Here is an 18,485-nt window from a genome sequence, read left to right on the forward strand (position 1 = left end):
CCGATAAAGAACAGCTTGATCATACTTTTGAGCCTTCATTGAAATAACGCTCATTCAGGAATGCAGGCACAGACTCTCAAAAAACACTTATTGTTATTCTTTCTTTTAGTGGGATCAACACCTTTGGTTGCTCAACGGGAGTTTACATTTAATTCAGATGGGAATGCCTGCCATTTCAACTATGTTTGTTATGCACCGAACAATAACTACACGAATGTAAGACGTCCTTTCATTTTCTTACTTGGAGATGAATACGAAGATCCTCAGGATTTATTTGTGGTTGACAGTATAAAAGATCTGCCACAGTTCTACAATTACCTGTTTGTATATGTGCCGAATCGCGATGGCAACAGCTTTGATAAGCTGAAATGTCTCGAATCACTTGGAAGCCTGATCACTTTTGGTTTTACCTACGGTCATTCCAATGTTTTCCTGCGGGTTCAGGACCCTGCGATCAGGCAAGCAGATATTGATGCTCTGGGATTAAACACAACCTTCAAAAGCGTTCAACTTTTTGAGCGGACCAATACGCTCTCACCGAATGCCGAAATCACAGAAAACTTTACAGAAGATAAGGAAGCATACGGAGTTGTAAAAACAGATGAAGGAGATAAATATGGTACATTCTATGTCGAAGAAGAGAAAAAGGACGAGATGGTAATCTTGCAAAAAGCTAAAAAGACTTATTTCGGACCTCCAAGTGAAACTGATTTCACACTTTCAGGAATTATCAAAGACCGTTCTACCGGTGAAGCACTCCCTTTTGCGACAATTCAAATTAAAAATACATCACGCGGTGGGTCATCCAATGCGGATGGATACTTTACCATTCGACAGATTCCAACAGATACGTCTACATTGATTGTCACTTATGTCGGATATGAGAAAACAGAACTGTTTCTGTCACCTGTAATCGACAAAAAGCATTTCGTTATTGAGCTTCTGCCAACTACTCAGGAGTTGCAAAATGTGACCATTACCGGGGTTAGACAAGATGTGGTGCTCTCTAATAAAGAAGATGTAAGTGTTATCAAGATGACTCCTAAAAAACTGGAGCAACTTCCTAATCTCGGAGAGCGGGATGTGATGCGCTCCTTTCAGTTGATGCCCGGTGTCAGCGCTTCCAACGAATCTTCTTCGGGTTTATATGTGCGTGGCGGAACTCCGGACCAGAATCTGGTGCTTTATGATGGGTTCACCGTTTATCACGTAGATCATTTATACGGTTTCTTCAGTGCTTTCAACTCCAATGCATTAAAAGATGTGCAATTATTTAAAGGCGGGTTTGAATCCCGTTTTGGTGGAAGATTATCCAGTGTAACAGAAATCACAGGAAAGGAGGGGAATCAGAAAAAGTTCAACCTGGGAGGAGATTTCAGTTTGTTGAGCATGAATGTGTTTGTAGAAATTCCGGTGGGTACTAAATTCTCATCGGTGATTGCGTTCCGAAGATCTTACAAAGGTCCGATTTACGATAAAATCTTTGAAAAATTCAATAAAAGCTCAAGCAGTTCTTCGAGTGAACAATCCGCCACAGGAGGAGGACCAGGAGGGAATCGCATGCAGGAAACAAAAGTTACTTCCTTTTTTTACGATCTGAACGGAAAATTCACCTATAAACCGACTACTAAGGACATTATTTCCCTGAGTATTTTCAATGGGACTGATAAATTGGATAACAGTTCTTCTTTTGATGCTCCTTCTTTTGGGAGTAGTAACTCCAATTTCAGTATGAGTTCCACGGATCTTACCAAATATGGAAATATCGGAAGCAGTTTGAAGTGGTCAAGAAAATGGAGTGAGAAACTTTATGGCAATACGGTTGTGAGTTATTCCAATTATTACAGCGACAGAGACAGATCCCAGGAACGAACTACGACGAATTCAAGTGGTGAGGAAACAACTACCAGCAGTGGGATTTTCGAAAATAACGATCTGAAGGATTATAGCTTCAAATCAGATTATGAATGGAACTTGTTTAATTTCAGTCAACTACAATTTGGTGTATTCGGAACGTATTTCGATATCGATTACACTTATGCGGAAAACGACACGACAACGGTATTGGATAAACACAATAAGGCTTTTTTAGGCGGTACTTATCTTCAGAACAAGTTCAAATTTTGGAAGGAGCGCATCCAGTTTGTTCCCGGAATCCGTGCGAGCTATTTTGAAACGACCAAACAATTCTACTATGAGCCACGGGCTACAATTACTGTCAGTCTTACGGATAAGTTGACACTCAAAGGAGCAACCGGGAAATACTACCAGTTTGCCAACCGGGTAACGCGTGAGGATATTCTTTCCGGAAGTAAGGATTTCTGGTTGTTGTCGGATGGAAATACAGTTCCGGTAAGTTCCGCAATCCACTACATCGGAGGGTTGTCTTATGAAACGCCCAATTACCTTTTCAGCACGGAAGCTTACTACAAGCAGATCAGCGACATCACGGAATACTCCCTTCGATTCAATGCCAGTCCGGGTGGGGTGAGTTATGATGAGAATTTTTTCACGGGGAGCGGATATTCAAAGGGAATGGAATTCCTGGTGCAAAAGAAATCAGGAAAATTAAACGGTTGGGTTAGTTATACACTAGGACAAGCCCGGAATAAGTTTGATGTCTATTCAGACTCGTATTATTCGGCAAATCAGGATGTGACCCATGAGTTTAAAGCCGTGCTTCTGTACAAATACAAACGATGGGATTTTTCGGTCACCTGGATCTATGCCACAGGAAGACCTTATACTGCGCCATCAGGAGCCTACACCGTTTCGCTGCTGGATGGGTCGACACAGGATTTCTTTACGGTTACTTCCAAAAACGGTTTGCGTCTTCCCGATTACCATCGTTGTGATATTGCGGTCAATTACAAATTATTGGGTGGTACAAAAGGGGATAAGAAACGAAGAGAGATCGGGTACGTTGGTTTTTCAGTTTTCAATCTTTATAACCGGATAAATACCTGGTACAAACAATACTCCATAGAAGACGGGGAGGTCATTGAAACCAATGTCAATTACCTCGGATTTACTCCAAATGTTACGCTTTCACTAAAACTTCGCTAATGAAAAAACTGTTTTTTGTTATTTTCTCTTGCCTGGCACTTCTGTCTCAGGTTTCCTGTGAAAAGTCGGAAGTATCCGAATTTACCGATACTCCAATCATAGAAGCATATCTTGAACCGGGTGATTACCTTACGGTAAAGGTTAAAAGACAGATTCCGTTTGCCGGAAATGTCCAATATTCAGCGGATGATATTAATAATCTGATTCTGACCGTTAGCTATAACGGAGGTACCCATCTGCTTACTGCATTGGGAAATGGGGTATATATCGATAGTTCGATTATTGTTAACGAAGGAGAAAATTACAGTGTTTCGTTCCATTTCAATTCGAAATTCGTTTCTGCTTACACCTACATTCCTTCAAAGCCACAGAACATGACTCAATCTGCTACGGAAATCGCCATTGCGAAGTTGGACACCACATCAGGTCCTCCCTCACAAGGTTCACAACCCGATCCGATCCAGATCAATTGGTCGAATACCGATGGATCTTATTATCTCATTCTGGTCGAAAATATTGAATCAGTTCTTGATCCGATCCGAGATTTCGGAGACAATGATCCGCCGGGAAACCTATTCCGTAAATCCCCTACAAAACTGGGCGTGGAGGAAATCAGGGCAATGGAATTTCAGTATTACGGAACGCATCGCATTATCCTTTATCATGTGCTCCCTGACTATGCCACATTATACGACAGCAATAGTACAAGTTCTCAGAATTTATCGAATCCTTCCACCAGTATAATCAATGGCTATGGAATTTTTACCGGATTGAATTCAGACACATTATACGTAGAAGTGACCGAGTAAATAAGGATCTGCTCGAATAAAACCGTTTTTAGATAGGATTGAAATTTGTTACAATTATTTTAAGATGTAGGTTGACTAATTGATTTTGTCCCTTCGAATTGGTTCGAGTTTTATGGTGGTAGGTCCAAAAAAGGAAAAGAGTATTTGACGCAAGTTGAATGCTCTTTTTCTTTAATATGAGTGTCAGAATACCTCAGAAGGGGTAAATCACTCCAATCTTGTGCAAGCCATGGCGTTTTTCACAAAGAATCACTTGAACAATCTTCGATAGAAGAGAAAATGATTATTTTTGCCACCGCAAACTCCAAGCAGAGTGACATTTTTAAACCGACAAATACATTTCACGGCAGCTCCGAAACGGAAAGTGCTGGTTGGGTTTATCTTATTCCTTTTTTTGTCCTTCGTCATTATTTTTGTGGAGCCTTTCGATACCGATCAATACCATTCGGATCATAAAATACTGGTACTTTCCGGTTTCGGGATCCTGATCTTCTTTGTTTTTGTCATTTTTAGCAGCTTTGAAAACCTGTGGTATCTCAAGGTCCGGAAAGTTTGGTTGGTTTCTCATGAAATCGCTTCTACCATTTTATTTTTCATCGTTGCAGGATCGGTTCTTTACCTATACAACGGACTAATGATCAATCAAGGAACCTATTCCATCACATCTCATTTGCTTTATTTGAAGAACATCGTACTACTGATGATTCCGGTTTTTGCTCCTGTGATGCTTTATCTGAGACAGCAATTTGGCGAGCGCATCGTTCCACTTCCCATCAATTCGGTTCTTCTGACAGGAGAAAATAAGAATGAAGTTCTGAGTTTGGAAAAAGGGAACCTGCTATTCATCAAAGCGTTCGAGAACTATGTCGAGATTCATTTTTTGGATGAGCAGGACCAAGTTGTTTCCAGGACATTCCGTCAGACGCTTTCCAATGTTTACCAGCAAATTCCTTTTTTGGAGAAATGCCACCGATCCTACTTGGTCAACATGACTTCCGTTAAGGAAATCATCGGGAATTCACAAAGTGCGAAAATCTCTTTTATCCATGGTGAAAAGACGATTCCGCTATCCAAAACATATTACAAGCAGATAAAAAACAGGTTGGTTCAGTTGTAGAATCAGAATCGGGTGGTAGTAGCTTATCGAGTGGTCAAAAAAAGGATGCATTTCATCACTTTTAATTGAATGACGCCGGATTTAGCATTTATTTTGAAACCTCATTTAAAGCACTAGATATATGCAAAACAACAACAAATTGAAATTCGTCGTTCTGAATTTCGCACTGATTTTATTCTTGAATTTCGGTTATGGCCAAACCAATAACATAACCGTTCGGTTTATCGGAAACTGTGGTCTCTATATGACGGATGGAACTTCAAATATCTACTTTGATTTCCCGTATAAATCGGGAGCACACCATTATTCGGAATACAATTTATCTGAGTTGGACAGTGTAAAGAATCACCCTGTTTTCATCTATACGCACCGGCATTCAGATCATTTTTCAGGAAGATTGGTACGGAAATTATCGAAAAAGTTGGATGGTCAGATCTTTACTCCGAGGAATGCTGAAAAGCTGAAAAATCTCAACAAGGAATTAAAAGATTTTACTATTGAACCCATTCATACGAAGCACCATTTTTCATTTAATCATTACTCTTACCTGATTACTTGGCACAACAAGAAGATCTTTATTTCAGGAGATACTGAAACTTCGGATACAATAGCAACACAAAAAGATCTTGATTGGGCCTTTGTTCCCGTTTGGTTGTTGGTGGATGCAATGGAAAAGAAAATCAACCTGGGAGGGATCAGTAAGATGTTTGCAATTTACCACATTGGTCCACGGGATCAGATTACAAATGCTGCCGCCGATCCGAAGATCAAGCTATTGAATAAGCAGGGTGAGCGGATTGCGATTTCTTACTGAATTTTTATAATTTAGTTCAGCCTGTCGAATGGAATGAACTTCCGGTTTGATACTATAGATAACAACATTCGCTATATGAACGTAGAAGAACAGATCACAGACTATATCAACAGTCAATCGGAACAGAAACGGACTGACATGGAAACATTGCACCGTTTCATTCTGGGAGTGATGCCGGGATGTAAGACCTGGTTTATGGATGGCAAGGACAGCAGTGGGAAAGTGGTTTCCAATCCCAATATCGGATACGGACTTCAAACGATCACTTATTCGGACGGCAAGACCAGGGAATTTTATCAGATTGGGTTGAGCGCAAATACTACCGGAATCTCGGTTTATATTTTGGGGATCGAGGATAAGAAATACCTGGCTGAAACGTATGGAAAGGAAATAGGGAAGGCGAGTGTAACCGGATACTGCATCAAATTCAAAAAGATGAGTGATATCAACCTGGATGTACTTGAAGCCGCAATTTGCTACGGGGTGGAGGCAAGCTCCTAAACTGCTTTTATTGGTGGAGAATCCATAATAAATAAAATAAATTGCTGAAACAAAGGAAATTAGTTGTACCTTGCACGTAATTCAATAGAAGATTGTTATCTCAATCAGACTGTAAAGTCATTTTTACACTCCAATTAATTTAAACGTTTTCCTTAAAAAAATCCGAACGAAGTACGTGCGGATCAGAATTGATTATAATAAATAGTTCCAAATTAATAAGGGACACAAGACTAAGAATATGAATAAAGGAACAGTAAAATTCTTCAACGACGCAAAAGGCTTCGGATTTATCAAAGGAGAAAACGATCAGGACATTTTTGTACATGCTACAGGTTTGAATGAAGATATCCGTGAAAATGACAACGTAACTTACGACACAGAAAACGGAAGAAATGGTTTGAACGCGATCAATGTATCCGTAGCGAACTAAGAATCCCAATAATTTCTTGAAGAGGCTGTCTAATTTAGGCAGCCTCTTTTTTTTAGCAACTAGCTTGAATTCAACCAATCGAATTTCATGTCTGACGGAAAATGCTACATTTGAGAGAAATCCTTATTGATAGACGGATAGTTAGAACCAATTATGAAAACCCTGATTTTTCTTTATTTTGCATTTACAGGCACTGTAGGATTTACACAAATCTTAAGGCGTGGCATTATCGATTCAGTAGCAAAAAGGGAATCCTTCATAAGACCTGCCATGACTCTTTCTGCAAAAGAGTGTCTTTTCAAAGAAGAATATGTGCTCGATCGTAAACGACAAATGATACTTCTCAGCTGCGATGATAGCACGGAATTAAGTTGGTTCGTAGCAGAATTTCCGGATGAATGCATGGATGTTTATCATAAAAGTCTGGCTGATAACAAAGATCAGGTTTTGGCAAACACACTTTTTCGTTCGTGCATGGACAAGTATTATAGAAAAAAGGAAAACAGTCAGAGAAGTGACACACTATATGTCGAAAGAAATGGTTTAGTGATCATTGATCCAAGTCATGATCAGGATATGGAATATTTTGGCACTGCCGCTGAGTTGTATGATAGTCTGGGTGAATTTAAGTTTGCAACCTACTATTACACCATTGATGAGATAAAGAATCAGTGTGTGAGTGGAAACAATTTCAGGAAGAAACGAGTTGAATCTTGGATTAATGGTAAAAAAGACGGAAAATGGGTGTATTATGATACTTCCGGGAATGTAACCTGTACAGAAACCTATGAGGAAGGAGTATTAAAAACTAAAATTTGTCATTGATCCGTTCATTTGATAGAAGTTCAGGATATGTTTGATTTCTCACCTTATTCCCATCCTTTTTTCGTGTTTTCATCCAATATCTTTACGTATTTCTTCCAGCGTTTGTCTTTGTGAAGCAGTGGGAGCAATGGATTGAACTATAATACTACGAAACGACAATTTGTTACAATCACTCTTTCTTCAAAATCCCGTTCTCCACACTTTCATTGATCAGTTGTTCGGCAAAATCCCAGATTTGTGCGGAGCCTTCTTTAATAATGCTCTTTTTTTGATGGACTTTTTCATAGCTGACATCAAAGCCATATGCCAGCTGTGTTCCGCATCGTTTTCATTCCGGTTGCTGTTAAACAATTTTGTTTTTCACTGAATGTATTTGGTCTTTTGAACAAAGCAAATTCGGACTTTAAAACAAAGTTAAACGGATTTTTGCCCTTTACCTTTGTCTCAGAAGATTACCGGAATCAACTAAAACAATTTTAATTAATTATCAGTTAAAACAAATCAAAATGGAAACAACAATTGAAAATACAAAAACAGCGTCGATCTTATTAAAAGAGTATTTAAGCAGCGTAAGTGCGGGCGATCCAAAAGTCACGGCTTCATTTTTTGAAGAGAATGGATATATCGATGCACCGTATGTGGAGTCATTTGGTATGTCTTCAAAAATTGTAGGTAAATCAGCAATAGAAGCTACCATGGCTAACCTTATTCAAAATGCACCAAACTTTCATTTTACCAATATCAAGGTGGTTTTAGAAACCCCAACAGAAGTTGTAGCAGAGTACGAAAGCGAAGCAATTTTAGTAAATGAGAGAGCCTACAAACAACATTACATGGGACATCTGACTTCCAGAGACGGGAAAATACTTTGCCATAAAGAGTTCCTAAATACAATACCATTTGTACAAGCATTTTTTCCAAATGGATTATCAGATTTAATAAGCTCTAAATAACAGAAATCATGCAAGTAAGAAAAGATATGTTAAACAAAGAACTTCAACCAAGCTATTGGATGTTGAAGTTTTCGGCAAGATTACTAATGAATAAAACAGGAGTGCGATTGCTCAATTCGAATAGTGCCAGATCAAGAGGGAAAAAGATCGATGGTTTGCACTGTGAAGAAAAATTTATCCAAAGTGGAAATGGCGGTCCGGATATCAGGGTCCGGATATTCAAACCTTTAAATTCCGTTGAAAATTTACCGGGAATGCTTTATATACATGGAGGTGGGATGTTGATGGGAAATCCCGAAGATTACTTAGCAATTATTAAAAATTTCATTGATGCAAAACCTTGTGTTATTGTAGCGCCAGACTACAGAAAAGCCCTTTCAGCACCGTACCCGGCAGCTTTTAATGATTGTTATGATAGCCTGTTGTGGATGAATGAGAATGTGAAAGAGTTGGGGATTGTTCCAGACAAACTGATTGTTGCCGGTCACAGTGCAGGAGGTGGTTTAGCCGCTGCCGTGAGTTTAAAAGCCACTGATACCAATGAGGTGAAAATTGCGTTTCAAATGCCCATTTATCCCATGTTAGATGATCGTCAAAATACCGAATCAGCCAGGGACAATGACTCTCCCGGTTGGAGCTCAAAATCAAACAATTTGGGATGGTCCGCATATCTAAGTGATTTAATCAAACAACGTGCGGTTATTCCTCCCTATGCTTCACCAGCGAGAGCAAAAGACTTTTCACATTTACCGCCAACAATTACGTTTGTCGGGGATCTGGAACCTTTCAGGGATGAAACAATTCAATATGTTGACAATCTAAATAAGGCTAATATTCCTGTCACATTTAGACTTTTTAAAGGATGCTTCCATGCCTTTGATGTAGTCTTTCCTAAGTTGGAGATTAGCAAAGAGGCTTGGTCATTCCTATTGAACTCGTATCGAGAGCATGTCGACAGATACATTTACTCAAAATAATTCGATGACTGTACTATTGATGTTATTTCTATAAAGATTATGGAAAAGGTCCAAATACGAAGTATGGATACCGGTTATCGGTGGTACAGTCATTATCTGATATCAACTAAAAATTCTTTTAAAAAAATAAATAAATGGAAACAAATAACTATCAGGGTGCATTGCAGAAACCAATAGGTTCAGGATTTAATGGAAAATCTACTGCGAGTGAAGTAATCAAAGGAATCGATCTGACAGGTAAGATTGCTATCATAACCGGAGGGAACTCCGGTGTCGGTTTGGAAACCACCAGAGTATTGGCAAAGGCGGGTGCAACTGTTATCGTACTTGCAAGAGACATAGAAAAAGCACGGAAGAGCCTGAATGGTATTGAAAACGTACAAATTGATCAAATGGACCTTATGGATCCGATATCTATTGACTCGTTTGCGGAAAAATTCATTTCAACAGGGAATCCACTGCATTTTCTGATTAACAATGCGGGCATCATGTGGGTGCCTTACAGGAAGGATGATCGCGGTTTTGAGTCGCAATTAGCAACCAATTACCTAGGGCATTTTCAATTAACGGCGCGTCTCTGGCCTGCTTTAAAAGTGGCGAAGGGTGCACGCATTATAAATGTATCTTCTTACGGTCACCACTATTCAGCTTTTCATTTCGAGGATCCGAACTTTAATCATCGTGAATATGAAACACTGCTTGGTTATGGTCAATCAAAAACAGCTATTAATTTATTTACTGTGGAATTGGACAACCTTTCAAAGGAGTTTCATGTTCGCTCGTATTCTGTTCATCCTGGTTCGGTTGGAGGTACTGATTTGGCAAGGGAGGCTTCCCAAGAGCTATTTAAACAAATGGGAATCTTGGGAGAAGATAATTCTATTCGTCCGGAAGTGGAGGCAACGCTCAAAACCATTTCACAAGGCGCAGCTACTACCGTTTGGTGTGCTACTAGTCCTAAACTGAATGACCTTGGGGGAGTTTACTGCGAAGATGCAGATATTGCGACGCTGAATTTACTTGAGGATTCCGAATCTTACAACGGTGTTTTATCCTATTCATTGGAGCAGAGCAATGCAAAAAAATTATGGGAGTTGAGTGAGAAAATGACAGGTGTTACATTCAAGGTTAATTAGTATTTTTATTAAACATATACAGAATGGGCTTTCAAACAAAATATATTACACCTGAGATTAAATTATCCTCTTATAGCGAAAAGCTCTGCACAACCGAGGTCCTGTTTGATCATCACATGTTGATTTGGTTTATATCAGGGGAAACAAAAATTGTAAAAGCGGAGGCGACCTATTTGTTTAATCCGGGAGACATTTTTTTAATCCCCAGGAATCAGATGGCAACAATCATTCTGGATCCAAAGGATGGGTTGCCCCATAAATCGGTAGCAATGCACCTGTCAACGAGTAGATTAAAGAATTTTTATTCCGATCTGAATGTTGACCAAAAAGGTGTTTCAATCAGGAAAATTCTTCGCTTCAACAATCATCCCTTGCTCGAAAGTTGTCTTACTTCCCTCATCCCATATTTTGATTTGGAGGGAACATTTCCGGAAGATATTGCGTCTTTGAAAATCACTGAAGCAATTAGCATTCTTAGAGTGATTGACAAAAGTGTAGATGGCCTATTGGCAAACTTTGAAGAGCCTGGCAAGATTGACCTTGGTACTTTCATGGAAAAAAACTACATGTTCAACATGCCATTGGAAAAGTTTGCTTATTTGACAGGCAGGAGTTTAACAACCTTCAAGCGTGATTTCCAGAAAGCTTTTAATCTCACCCCTCAGAAGTGGCTTACGGAAAAACGATTGGAGCTTGCATATTATCAATTTGTTGAGAAGAAAAAGAAACCTGTTGATGTTTATTTTGAAGTTGGTTTTGAAAATCTGTCCCACTTCTCTTTTGCATTTAAAAAGCAATACGGTTACTCACCTTCGGTATTAATTGAACAACGATCTACCGGACGCTAGTCTTTATACAAGACTAAGAATCCCAATAATTTCTTGAAGAGGCTGTCTAATTTAGGTAGCCTCTTTTTTTATGCTGGCAGCTGATTATTATTTCTTCAAAATCCCGTTCTCCACACTTTCATTGATCAGTTGTTCGGCAAAATCCCAGATTTGTGCGGAGCCTTCTTTAATGACACTCTTTTTTTGATGGACTTTTTCATAGCTGACATCAAATTCGGTCCAGGTACCACCTTCGTTCGAGGTGTTTTGAAGCAAGGGTTCCAATCGGTCCATGGCTTTGGCGAATTTCGCTTCGTCCGTTTCTCCGGCTTCGAATTCCTCCCAGATTGCGATCAACTCTTCTGCCTGGGCAGTTGGAAGTAAGCCGAAAATACGCTTTGCAGCCAGGCGTTCCTCATCCGTGTTGGAATGGTTCTTTTGAGTATCGTAGATAAAGGTGTCTCCGGCGTCAATTTCCACGATGTCGTGGATCAGCACCATTTTGATCACTTTCAACAGGTCGATGGATTTATTGGAATGTTCCGTCAGTACAATTGCCATCAAGGCCAGGTGCCAGCTGTGTTCCGCATCGTTTTCATTCCGGTCGCTATTGAACAGTTTTGTTTTTCGCTGAATGTATTTGAGCTTGTCAATTTCTTTGATGAAATCGATCTGTTTCAATAAGTTTTCCGGAGTCATATCGGATGAATTTTGTATTGGGACAAAGGTAATTCAATTGGAGGAATTGGTAGGGAAGAGGAGTTTTTCTTCTCAATACTCGCGCCCAAACTCACACTGTTTTCAATCCTACCGATATTGAATATGAACAGTTGGTGTGGCTTTTAATAAGACACCCTCTGAATACTAGATCCCCAAAGCTGAAGCCTGCTTAAAGCTCATGCCGGTTATTCCTCACACAGCTAGCGCGACTGTTGCCAGATAGTATGCAACACCAAAACTAAAAAAGCCAACGAAAACAAAAGAAAAGGTAATGAACTTAATAGAAACAACTGATTGTCGAACACCCAGTTGAAATGAATGTAAATATAAGCCCAGAGTAATAGAATCGTTATTAAAGCAAATCCCCTCCTTTTTTTTAGGATCAATAAAACAAAAACAAGTATTTCGAATAGAATCAGTAGTGCAATCTCTATTAAAAAAAATTCCTTATTCACGATTGAATTCTTAATTGTTTGAGCTACTAAGAAGAATAGGGAGTCTGAAGAACTAACATTATATCCGCTAATCCGAATAGACAAAAATGAAAGCACTATCAGGATACCCAAATAAGTGAACCTTTTCCTTTTAACCGGAAGTTTTTCCTTTAGCTCTTTTTTTTCTGTCTCCATGGTTATCAATCGTTCACTTTTTAAGATCAATTTTTTGCTGCTTTAATTGGATATTCAACAAAGTTAGCGCCAGTGCTTGTCCCGATTCTTTTAGAGAGGGATCATTGAAATTGAGACAGCACCCTTAATTAGTCCATTCCACTTTTTTAAATGATTTCACCAAGGAGTCCTTTGTAAATTGAATACTTAAACCTTTATTCAATTCAGTATGGAAGTCATAATACACCTCGTAATAAATTTTGTGATTTTTGTCCATTTTCGTAGTTGAATCTCCCAGCAAGTTTATAACATCAGCATATTTCATTCCAATGTAAAGGTGATTTTCCATGACATCATTCACCATTGGCTCTCTAATGTTATAGCTTCCATCTATCTCGTTCCAAATTTCTTTGTTAAATTTTTGTTCTTTCTGTTCCTTTTGTTGCCAACATGAAACTAACAATGTCATTAAGATCAGTAAAATACTTTTTGCTATTGAAGACATATTTTTTTATTGATTACTGTTTTTTAGCATTAGTCTATTTTTCCGCAGCTGTCGTGAGTATTCGCATGTGCCTGTTATTCGTCACTTACAATACTTCTTCTGAAATTCCAAGCCTTCCATATCTCCCAGCTTAAATCCTGTCTCAAATTCCTGACATGCTTCCGTCTTTTTTTCTAAATACATGTACATCTGACCGATATACACATGAAGTCCGGCCTTATTCGCTTCCTTGAATTCGAGCGCTCTTGTAAACGAATCAATTGCATCCGTGTACTTGCCGAAATTTGCCTGGGCGATCCCCAACATCGAATTATTGATGCTGTTTGGAGACAATTCGACCGATTTTTTCAAATAGATCACCGCTTCCTCATACTTTTTCAGGAGCACATGAACTTCTCCCATCAGACCAAACACTTCCTGGTCCGTTGAATCGAGACTCAGAGCTATTCGCAGATCCTGCGCAGCTTCATCGTATTTACCCGATTCCTTTTTGCAAAGCGCCCGATCGAGGTAATTGACATAATAGCTCTTGTTCAGTTCGATTGACTTGGAGTAAGTTCGGATCGCCATCTCCAAATCACCATAGAGAGCGTATACTTCTGCAAGGGCAGAAACCCCTTTGTAATTGCTTGAATCGCACTTCACGGCAACGAGTAAATCGTTCATCGCCAAAGCAAGGTCATCCAATTCCTTGTAGGAAGCGCCCCGTACAAAAAAAGCCTCACAATCGTTTTTGTTTAATTCGATAGCCTGCGTAGCCAATTTGATCGCTTCCGGATACGCGTCTTTCCAATAAGAATCCAAGGCCTTCTTCGAAAACTCAGGCTGAGCATGAAGGGTGAAAGAAAACAAGAAAAGGATTAAAAAGGGAATCGGGTTCATGTTGCAAAGTTGGTTTGATGGTTTCTGTCAATCTTGATGGGAATCAGACCTTGAAAATAGTGAAAATTGGTATTCGATTTCACGATTCTGAGAAAATAGTTTTTACATCAGGAAGATTCATTTTTTGGAAGCACTGTCAAAAAGAAAAAGCCACAATTCGATGGGGAATCGTGACTTTTTGCTTTAACCGAACAAGAATTTGTTTGGATAAGTTGTAATCTAGAAGGAGTCTGTTAACGCTATAAACCCTTTCGAGGCTGCTAAATTACCTACTTTTAATCCTCCATGGTAACAAAAAGTGTTTAACGATACTGAAATTTGAGTGAATAGGATAAATTCAGGTGTCAATGACTTAACGAAATATATTTAGCTATTTAGAAAGCTTTTGTTTCAAATGAACAGAAATTTAAATATTCCATCTTTTCAAAAGAACTTCTTTCTTCTTTGCTTAAAAAAAAGGATATTTGAGGAACTAACTCTTTGTTTAAACTAAATACAACTTTTTATGGATGCGAAAGAACCGAAGGAAACCAAAGAAACGAAAGAAGCTGAAAATTCACTAGGAGCAATCCAGAATTACACAGTTCAACCTGTTATGCTACCGATTCTTCCTGCTTCAGGACCGTATTTGGCAGATACATTCAATGTTGATGCGGCTTATTCAGCGTCTACAACGCAATTAACCGTGTTAATGTCATTCATGATTCCGGCAGATTTAACTGCTAGTCAGGTATCCATCAAGCAGTACTTTGATGATCATGAACCATATGAGTTGCAGTTTTATGCAGTTTATAGTTCCGAGTCCAGCAGTCAGACAAAACAAGTGAATGCTAAGTTTAAAGCGTGTGCGACGGATGCCAGTGGTACCCCGATCGAATTAGGAGCGATTTTAAATGTAATGACCATGGTGGTTAATACAGCTGGTCCGAAAACTTCACGAGGAACATTGAATAGTGTTAGAGTAACAGGGTCGTGAGGTTTGAACGAATGAACATTTTAAAAATAGTTATAAACCTGAAAAAAGTGTCTCTATTCGGGACACTTTTTTTGATTGCTTCGAACGTATTTGCATTAAGAGATAAAAGCAATGAATTACTCGACTCCAAAGCAGAGCGCTTAGCGAAAGCCTTTGATTCGGAATCTTTTGAAAGAACCGTTCAGTTTGTTCGGAAGGAAAAATGGGATTCTGTTTTGGTGAATACCGGGAAATTGTTGCAACAGCTAAAGAAACAGCCACTGCTCGATTATGTTCATTATTACCGGGCAGAAGCATTCCATAAAAAGGGAATTCTCAAATATGCATTAAAAGAATTTGATCGGGTTCGAAAAGACTTTGAGTTTTATACGATGGTTCGGTTCAATAAAGGTGGAATCATGCTCTCAAATGAAAAATACGAGCAGTCGCTATCCTTGTTTAAGAGCATTGATACAACCAATCAGAAAAACATTCGAATGATCCGACTCGATGCTTTAGTGCATAATACGGGGGTTTGCTATTTGCATTTAGGGAATTATCTGAATGCTGAAAAGTACCTTATCAATGCTGTTAAAAAGATTACTGAAAGAAAAGACAGCGTCGGACTTATTGGTTCTTACATGGATTTGGGGAGTGTTTATTACGAGCAATACCAGGACGAAAAAGCAATTGCCTACTACGAGAAAGCGTACCTTCTTTCGAAGAAATTCGGTTCCTATGATTTAAAACTTCTCACCGCGCAAAATATGGCTGTGATTGAAGAAAATAGAAAACGGTTTGATGTAGCATTAGCCTATCGGAAGGAATACGAAAGTTGGAACGACTCATTGAGCGACCAAAACAAAATCTACGAAGTTGCGCAGATTGAAAAAAGACTTGCAGTTGCAAATAAACAGCAACAGGTAGATTTATTGGAAACCGAAAACAAACTGGAACAAGCAAAGGTAACGACCTATCTCATAGCAGCAATCTTGCTTGGTGTGATCTTGATTTTTGGAATTTACTTTTACCGCCAAAATGTGCTGCGTTCACGCGTGATCCTGCATCAAAAACAGGAACTGGATCTGTTAAATGCAACGAAGGATCAGTTGTTCTCGATTGTCAGTCATGATTTGAGGTCTTCTGTTCATGCATTGAGCGCGAGTAATAACAAGTTGAAAGACAGTGTTGAAAAGCAGGAATATGGAAGTTTGGAAATGCAATTGGAAGAAAATAGCGTGATTGCAACCAATACCTACAACATGCTCGACAATTTGTTGAATTGGGCTTTGTTACAAACAGAAGGGGGCTATTTCAAACCGGAAGAACACCGCTTGAGTATGTTGATCGATCAGGTGGCGTACAATTTTAAAGGAGTCTTGAATCAGAAAGAGATGACATTTGAAAACACGGTTCCCAGATCGGTAAAAGTATTTGTGGATGCGGAATCACTCAAGATCGTACTGCGGAATTTCATGGATAACAGCATCAAGTTTTCAAATCCCGGATCAAAGATCACCGCAAGCCTGGAAAAGGAGGATGAGCAATCGGTTTGTTTCAATTGGGAGGATAACGGGAAAGGAATGTCCGAAGAAACACGACTCAAGTTGCTAAGTGATTCACCTCAATTAACCAAAAAAGACCACGAAAAGGAGATTGGATCCGGATTGGGAATGAATTTATGCAAGTCAATGTTAGCAAAAAACGATGGGAAGTTGGATATTTGGAGTCGGAAAGAGGAAGGGACAAGAATGATTGTCACCCTGAAGAAAGTTGGTGATGGAAAAAATTAAGATACTCATTGTTGAAGATACAGTTGCTGAAAGTGATAAATTGATCGGTACATTAACCTCCAGTCAATTCGAAGTGGTTGGTGTTGCCCGGTCTCATCAGGAAGCATTGCAACTGTTTTATGCAAACAAAGTGGATATCGTGGTCATTGATATTTTCCTGAATGGAATCCCGGAAGGAATAACCTTTGCCGAAACCCTGAACAACGTTCCGGAATCTGCCAGACCTTTTGTGTTTCTGACCAGTTCCACGGATAGAACCATCTTCGAGCGGGCAAGACTGACCAAACCGTATAGTTTTTTATTGAAACCTTTCAATCCTTTGGAAGTGCTCTATGCCTTGGAAATGGCCATTGAGAAATTCTACGACCAACCGGATATTTTTCAAGGCGACGAGGAGGACACGGTGATCAGTTCGGATTTCCTGTTCATCAAGAAAAAGGATGCACTGAAGAAAGTTGCAGTCTCAGATATCATCCATATTGAAGTGGAAGAGCGCTATTGCTCCATTTTTGCAGGCCCTGAAAAGTTTGTCATTCAAATTTCATTGGCCAAGATCACCAACCTGCTGGATTCATCCAGGTTTCATCGTGTACACCGGAATCACATCGTAAATGCCCATGAGATCGAAGAGATCCAGCCTTCGGATGGATTATTGGTCATGAGTAATAAATCAATCGTTCCTATCAGCGACCATTACAAGGACGTTCTGAACCAATTCAAGATTATCAAATAAGTAGTTCCATTCTCTGCATCTAAGTTATTCTTACGATAGAATACTTTCTGCTTTCCCACATATGCGCACTTGTCCGGACAAGAATTCGTAGGGGTTTGTGGTAAATAGGAATGTGCTTTAATTGTTGAAATGTTATCTCATGCTTCATTTTTACTTTTTCATGACATCAAAACCGGATTTCATAACATTCGGTCGAAATCCTTTAGTCAAGACCCCTATACTTGTATAAGTCAACAGCAGGGTTGTTAATTGATGCTGACTAAAAGGAAGAAAAGATGGAAAAATTCGCAGATATAAGCCTTTCACCAATTCCGGAATCCAAAATGGTTCTTTCTGAAATTCGTGTTTTGGGTTGTTATTTTGAGTTGTACTGGCATTTTTCACAAGGAGAAATATTGCGGTTCGATTTTCCGCAAAAGCATTTGGATCAGTTTCCGGATAGGTCATATAAACAGTTGCTGATGACTGAAATAGCGAACCGGATGAATACGATAAATACGTGTATCGCGATTCAAAATGAATATTTAAAGAACTATTACGTATTGTATTTACACTACGCCAATGGGATGGACATACCTGCGGATTTTCCGGAATCCATTATAGATTTATTCCCCAGCAGAACATATATCCACCAGTTGAAAAGTGCTATTAACATGTTACAACTTGAAATAAATAATGAAAAAGCCACAATGTGAAAATTCCCCACTATACACAAATACCTCTATTCACTGAAACAAACACTGAAACAGCGCCTAATCGTAACTTGACAGAGCAGAGGCAGTAGCGGCCTCTGCTTTTTTAAGACTCGAAGAAATTAGAATATTTTGCTTTCTC

General features: G+C 39.1%; 19 protein-coding genes. 15 read left to right on the forward strand and 4 right to left on the reverse strand.

Annotated elements, in window-relative coordinates:
• Positions 1 to 60: 60 nt before the first annotated feature.
• From AAG807_RS15285 to AAG807_RS15315, 7 genes are all read left to right on the forward strand, one after another.
• On the forward strand, positions 61 to 3,066 hold the full coding sequence (locus AAG807_RS15285; RefSeq protein ID WP_341905739.1) for a TonB-dependent receptor: 3,006 nt from the start codon (positions 61 to 63) through the stop codon (positions 3,064 to 3,066).
• A complete protein-coding gene (locus tag AAG807_RS15290) occupies positions 3,066 to 3,875 on the forward strand; it encodes a DUF4249 family protein (RefSeq protein WP_341905742.1) in 810 nt (269 codons plus the stop codon). The genes AAG807_RS15285 and AAG807_RS15290 overlap by 1 nt, the downstream gene beginning before the upstream one ends.
• Positions 3,876 to 4,188: 313 nt before the next feature.
• On the forward strand, positions 4,189 to 4,992 hold the full coding sequence (locus AAG807_RS15295) for a LytTR family DNA-binding domain-containing protein (RefSeq protein WP_341905744.1): 804 nt from the start codon (positions 4,189 to 4,191) through the stop codon (positions 4,990 to 4,992).
• Between the two features lie 121 nt (positions 4,993 to 5,113).
• Positions 5,114 to 5,806, forward strand: coding sequence for a hypothetical protein (locus tag AAG807_RS15300; protein WP_341905746.1), 693 nt, complete (start codon positions 5,114 to 5,116; stop codon positions 5,804 to 5,806).
• A 75-nt stretch (positions 5,807 to 5,881) separates the two neighbouring features.
• The gene (locus AAG807_RS15305; protein WP_341905749.1) at positions 5,882 to 6,307 is read left to right on the forward strand and encodes a DUF1801 domain-containing protein; all 426 of its coding nucleotides are present in this window, start codon (positions 5,882 to 5,884) and stop codon (positions 6,305 to 6,307) included.
• A gap of 238 nt (positions 6,308 to 6,545) precedes the next feature.
• On the forward strand, positions 6,546 to 6,737 hold the full coding sequence (locus tag AAG807_RS15310; protein WP_341905752.1) for a cold shock domain-containing protein: 192 nt from the start codon (positions 6,546 to 6,548) through the stop codon (positions 6,735 to 6,737).
• 153 nt (positions 6,738 to 6,890) lie between these two features.
• Positions 6,891 to 7,562, forward strand: a complete 672-nt coding sequence (locus AAG807_RS15315) for a hypothetical protein (RefSeq protein WP_341905754.1) — start codon at positions 6,891 to 6,893, stop codon at positions 7,560 to 7,562.
• 210 nt (positions 7,563 to 7,772) lie between these two features.
• On the opposite strand, the gene AAG807_RS15320 is transcribed toward AAG807_RS15315, so the two are convergent.
• Positions 7,773 to 7,913, reverse strand: a complete 141-nt coding sequence (locus tag AAG807_RS15320; protein WP_341905756.1) for an HD domain-containing protein — start codon at positions 7,911 to 7,913, stop codon at positions 7,773 to 7,775.
• A 155-nt stretch (positions 7,914 to 8,068) separates the two neighbouring features.
• On the opposite strand from AAG807_RS15320, the gene AAG807_RS15325 reads away from it, so the two are divergent.
• The 4 genes from AAG807_RS15325 (at position 8,069) to AAG807_RS15340 (ending at position 11,476) form a co-directional block, all read left to right on the forward strand.
• Positions 8,069 to 8,515, forward strand: a complete 447-nt coding sequence (locus AAG807_RS15325; protein WP_341905761.1) for a nuclear transport factor 2 family protein — start codon at positions 8,069 to 8,071, stop codon at positions 8,513 to 8,515.
• A gap of 8 nt (positions 8,516 to 8,523) precedes the next feature.
• Entirely contained in the window at positions 8,524 to 9,492 is a 969-nt protein-coding gene (locus AAG807_RS15330) for an alpha/beta hydrolase (protein ID WP_341905765.1), read from the forward strand.
• 134 nt (positions 9,493 to 9,626) lie between these two features.
• Complete coding sequence (locus AAG807_RS15335; protein WP_341905767.1) at positions 9,627 to 10,628, forward strand: SDR family NAD(P)-dependent oxidoreductase; 1,002 nt, start codon at positions 9,627 to 9,629, stop codon at positions 10,626 to 10,628.
• A 23-nt stretch (positions 10,629 to 10,651) separates the two neighbouring features.
• Positions 10,652 to 11,476, forward strand: coding sequence for an AraC family transcriptional regulator (locus AAG807_RS15340; protein ID WP_341905770.1), 825 nt, complete (start codon positions 10,652 to 10,654; stop codon positions 11,474 to 11,476).
• Between the two features lie 87 nt (positions 11,477 to 11,563).
• Here AAG807_RS15340 and AAG807_RS15345 read toward each other — a convergent pair whose 3' ends face one another.
• The 3 genes from AAG807_RS15345 to AAG807_RS15355 form a co-directional block, all read right to left on the reverse strand.
• The gene (locus tag AAG807_RS15345) at positions 11,564 to 12,154 is read right to left on the reverse strand and encodes an HD domain-containing protein (protein ID WP_341905771.1); all 591 of its coding nucleotides are present in this window, start codon (positions 12,152 to 12,154) and stop codon (positions 11,564 to 11,566) included.
• Between the two features lie 774 nt (positions 12,155 to 12,928).
• Complete coding sequence (locus tag AAG807_RS15350; RefSeq protein WP_341905774.1) at positions 12,929 to 13,288, reverse strand: hypothetical protein; 360 nt, start codon at positions 13,286 to 13,288, stop codon at positions 12,929 to 12,931.
• A gap of 81 nt (positions 13,289 to 13,369) precedes the next feature.
• A complete protein-coding gene (locus AAG807_RS15355; RefSeq protein WP_341905777.1) occupies positions 13,370 to 14,170 on the reverse strand; it encodes a tetratricopeptide repeat protein in 801 nt (266 codons plus the stop codon).
• Between the two features lie 505 nt (positions 14,171 to 14,675).
• Here AAG807_RS15355 and AAG807_RS15360 point away from each other — a divergent pair.
• The 4 genes from AAG807_RS15360 to AAG807_RS15375 all read left to right on the forward strand — a co-directional run bounded on the left by AAG807_RS15360 (position 14,676) and on the right by AAG807_RS15375 (position 18,346).
• Entirely contained in the window at positions 14,676 to 15,146 is a 471-nt protein-coding gene (locus tag AAG807_RS15360) for a hypothetical protein (RefSeq protein WP_341905780.1), read from the forward strand.
• Between the two features lie 47 nt (positions 15,147 to 15,193).
• A complete protein-coding gene (locus AAG807_RS15365; protein ID WP_341905783.1) occupies positions 15,194 to 16,918 on the forward strand; it encodes a tetratricopeptide repeat-containing sensor histidine kinase in 1,725 nt (574 codons plus the stop codon).
• Positions 16,905 to 17,651 carry a response regulator transcription factor gene (locus AAG807_RS15370; protein WP_341905786.1) on the forward strand — a complete coding sequence of 249 codons (747 nt, stop codon included), beginning with the start codon at positions 16,905 to 16,907 and terminating at the stop codon, positions 17,649 to 17,651. The genes AAG807_RS15365 and AAG807_RS15370 overlap by 14 nt, the downstream gene beginning before the upstream one ends.
• A gap of 275 nt (positions 17,652 to 17,926) precedes the next feature.
• On the forward strand, positions 17,927 to 18,346 hold the full coding sequence (locus AAG807_RS15375; protein ID WP_341905788.1) for a hypothetical protein: 420 nt from the start codon (positions 17,927 to 17,929) through the stop codon (positions 18,344 to 18,346).
• Positions 18,347 to 18,485: the final 139 nt, after the last annotated feature.

The organism is Fluviicola taffensis DSM 16823 (assembly GCF_943372375.1).
GTDB classification, from domain to species: Bacteria; Bacteroidota; Bacteroidia; order Flavobacteriales_D; family Crocinitomicaceae; genus Fluviicola; species Fluviicola taffensis_A.

Excerpts from the sequence above, each read along its gene's own strand:
- AAG807_RS15300 (WP_341905746.1), top strand. The coding sequence starts at position 5,114 with ATGCAAAACAACAACAAATTGAAATTCGTCGTTCTGAATTTCGCACTG.
- AAG807_RS15330 (WP_341905765.1), top strand. The coding sequence starts at position 8,524 with ATGCAAGTAAGAAAAGATATGTTAAACAAAGAACTTCAACCAAGCTAT.
- AAG807_RS15290 (WP_341905742.1), top strand. The coding sequence starts at position 3,066 with ATGAAAAAACTGTTTTTTGTTATTTTCTCTTGCCTGGCACTTCTGTCT.
- AAG807_RS15350 (WP_341905774.1), bottom strand. The coding sequence starts at position 13,288 with ATGTCTTCAATAGCAAAAAGTATTTTACTGATCTTAATGACATTGTTA.
- AAG807_RS15305 (WP_341905749.1), top strand. The coding sequence starts at position 5,882 with ATGAACGTAGAAGAACAGATCACAGACTATATCAACAGTCAATCGGAA.
- AAG807_RS15335 (WP_341905767.1), top strand. The coding sequence starts at position 9,627 with ATGGAAACAAATAACTATCAGGGTGCATTGCAGAAACCAATAGGTTCA.
- AAG807_RS15345 (WP_341905771.1), bottom strand. The coding sequence starts at position 12,154 with ATGACTCCGGAAAACTTATTGAAACAGATCGATTTCATCAAAGAAATT.
- AAG807_RS15310 (WP_341905752.1), top strand. The coding sequence starts at position 6,546 with ATGAATAAAGGAACAGTAAAATTCTTCAACGACGCAAAAGGCTTCGGA.
- AAG807_RS15315 (WP_341905754.1), top strand. The coding sequence starts at position 6,891 with ATGAAAACCCTGATTTTTCTTTATTTTGCATTTACAGGCACTGTAGGA.
- AAG807_RS15370 (WP_341905786.1), top strand. The coding sequence starts at position 16,905 with ATGGAAAAAATTAAGATACTCATTGTTGAAGATACAGTTGCTGAAAGT.
- AAG807_RS15325 (WP_341905761.1), top strand. The coding sequence starts at position 8,069 with ATGGAAACAACAATTGAAAATACAAAAACAGCGTCGATCTTATTAAAA.
- AAG807_RS15340 (WP_341905770.1), top strand. The coding sequence starts at position 10,652 with ATGGGCTTTCAAACAAAATATATTACACCTGAGATTAAATTATCCTCT.
- AAG807_RS15360 (WP_341905780.1), top strand. The coding sequence starts at position 14,676 with ATGGATGCGAAAGAACCGAAGGAAACCAAAGAAACGAAAGAAGCTGAA.
- AAG807_RS15285 (WP_341905739.1), top strand. The coding sequence starts at position 61 with ATGCAGGCACAGACTCTCAAAAAACACTTATTGTTATTCTTTCTTTTA.
- AAG807_RS15355 (WP_341905777.1), bottom strand. The coding sequence starts at position 14,170 with ATGAACCCGATTCCCTTTTTAATCCTTTTCTTGTTTTCTTTCACCCTT.
- AAG807_RS15375 (WP_341905788.1), top strand. The coding sequence starts at position 17,927 with ATGGAAAAATTCGCAGATATAAGCCTTTCACCAATTCCGGAATCCAAA.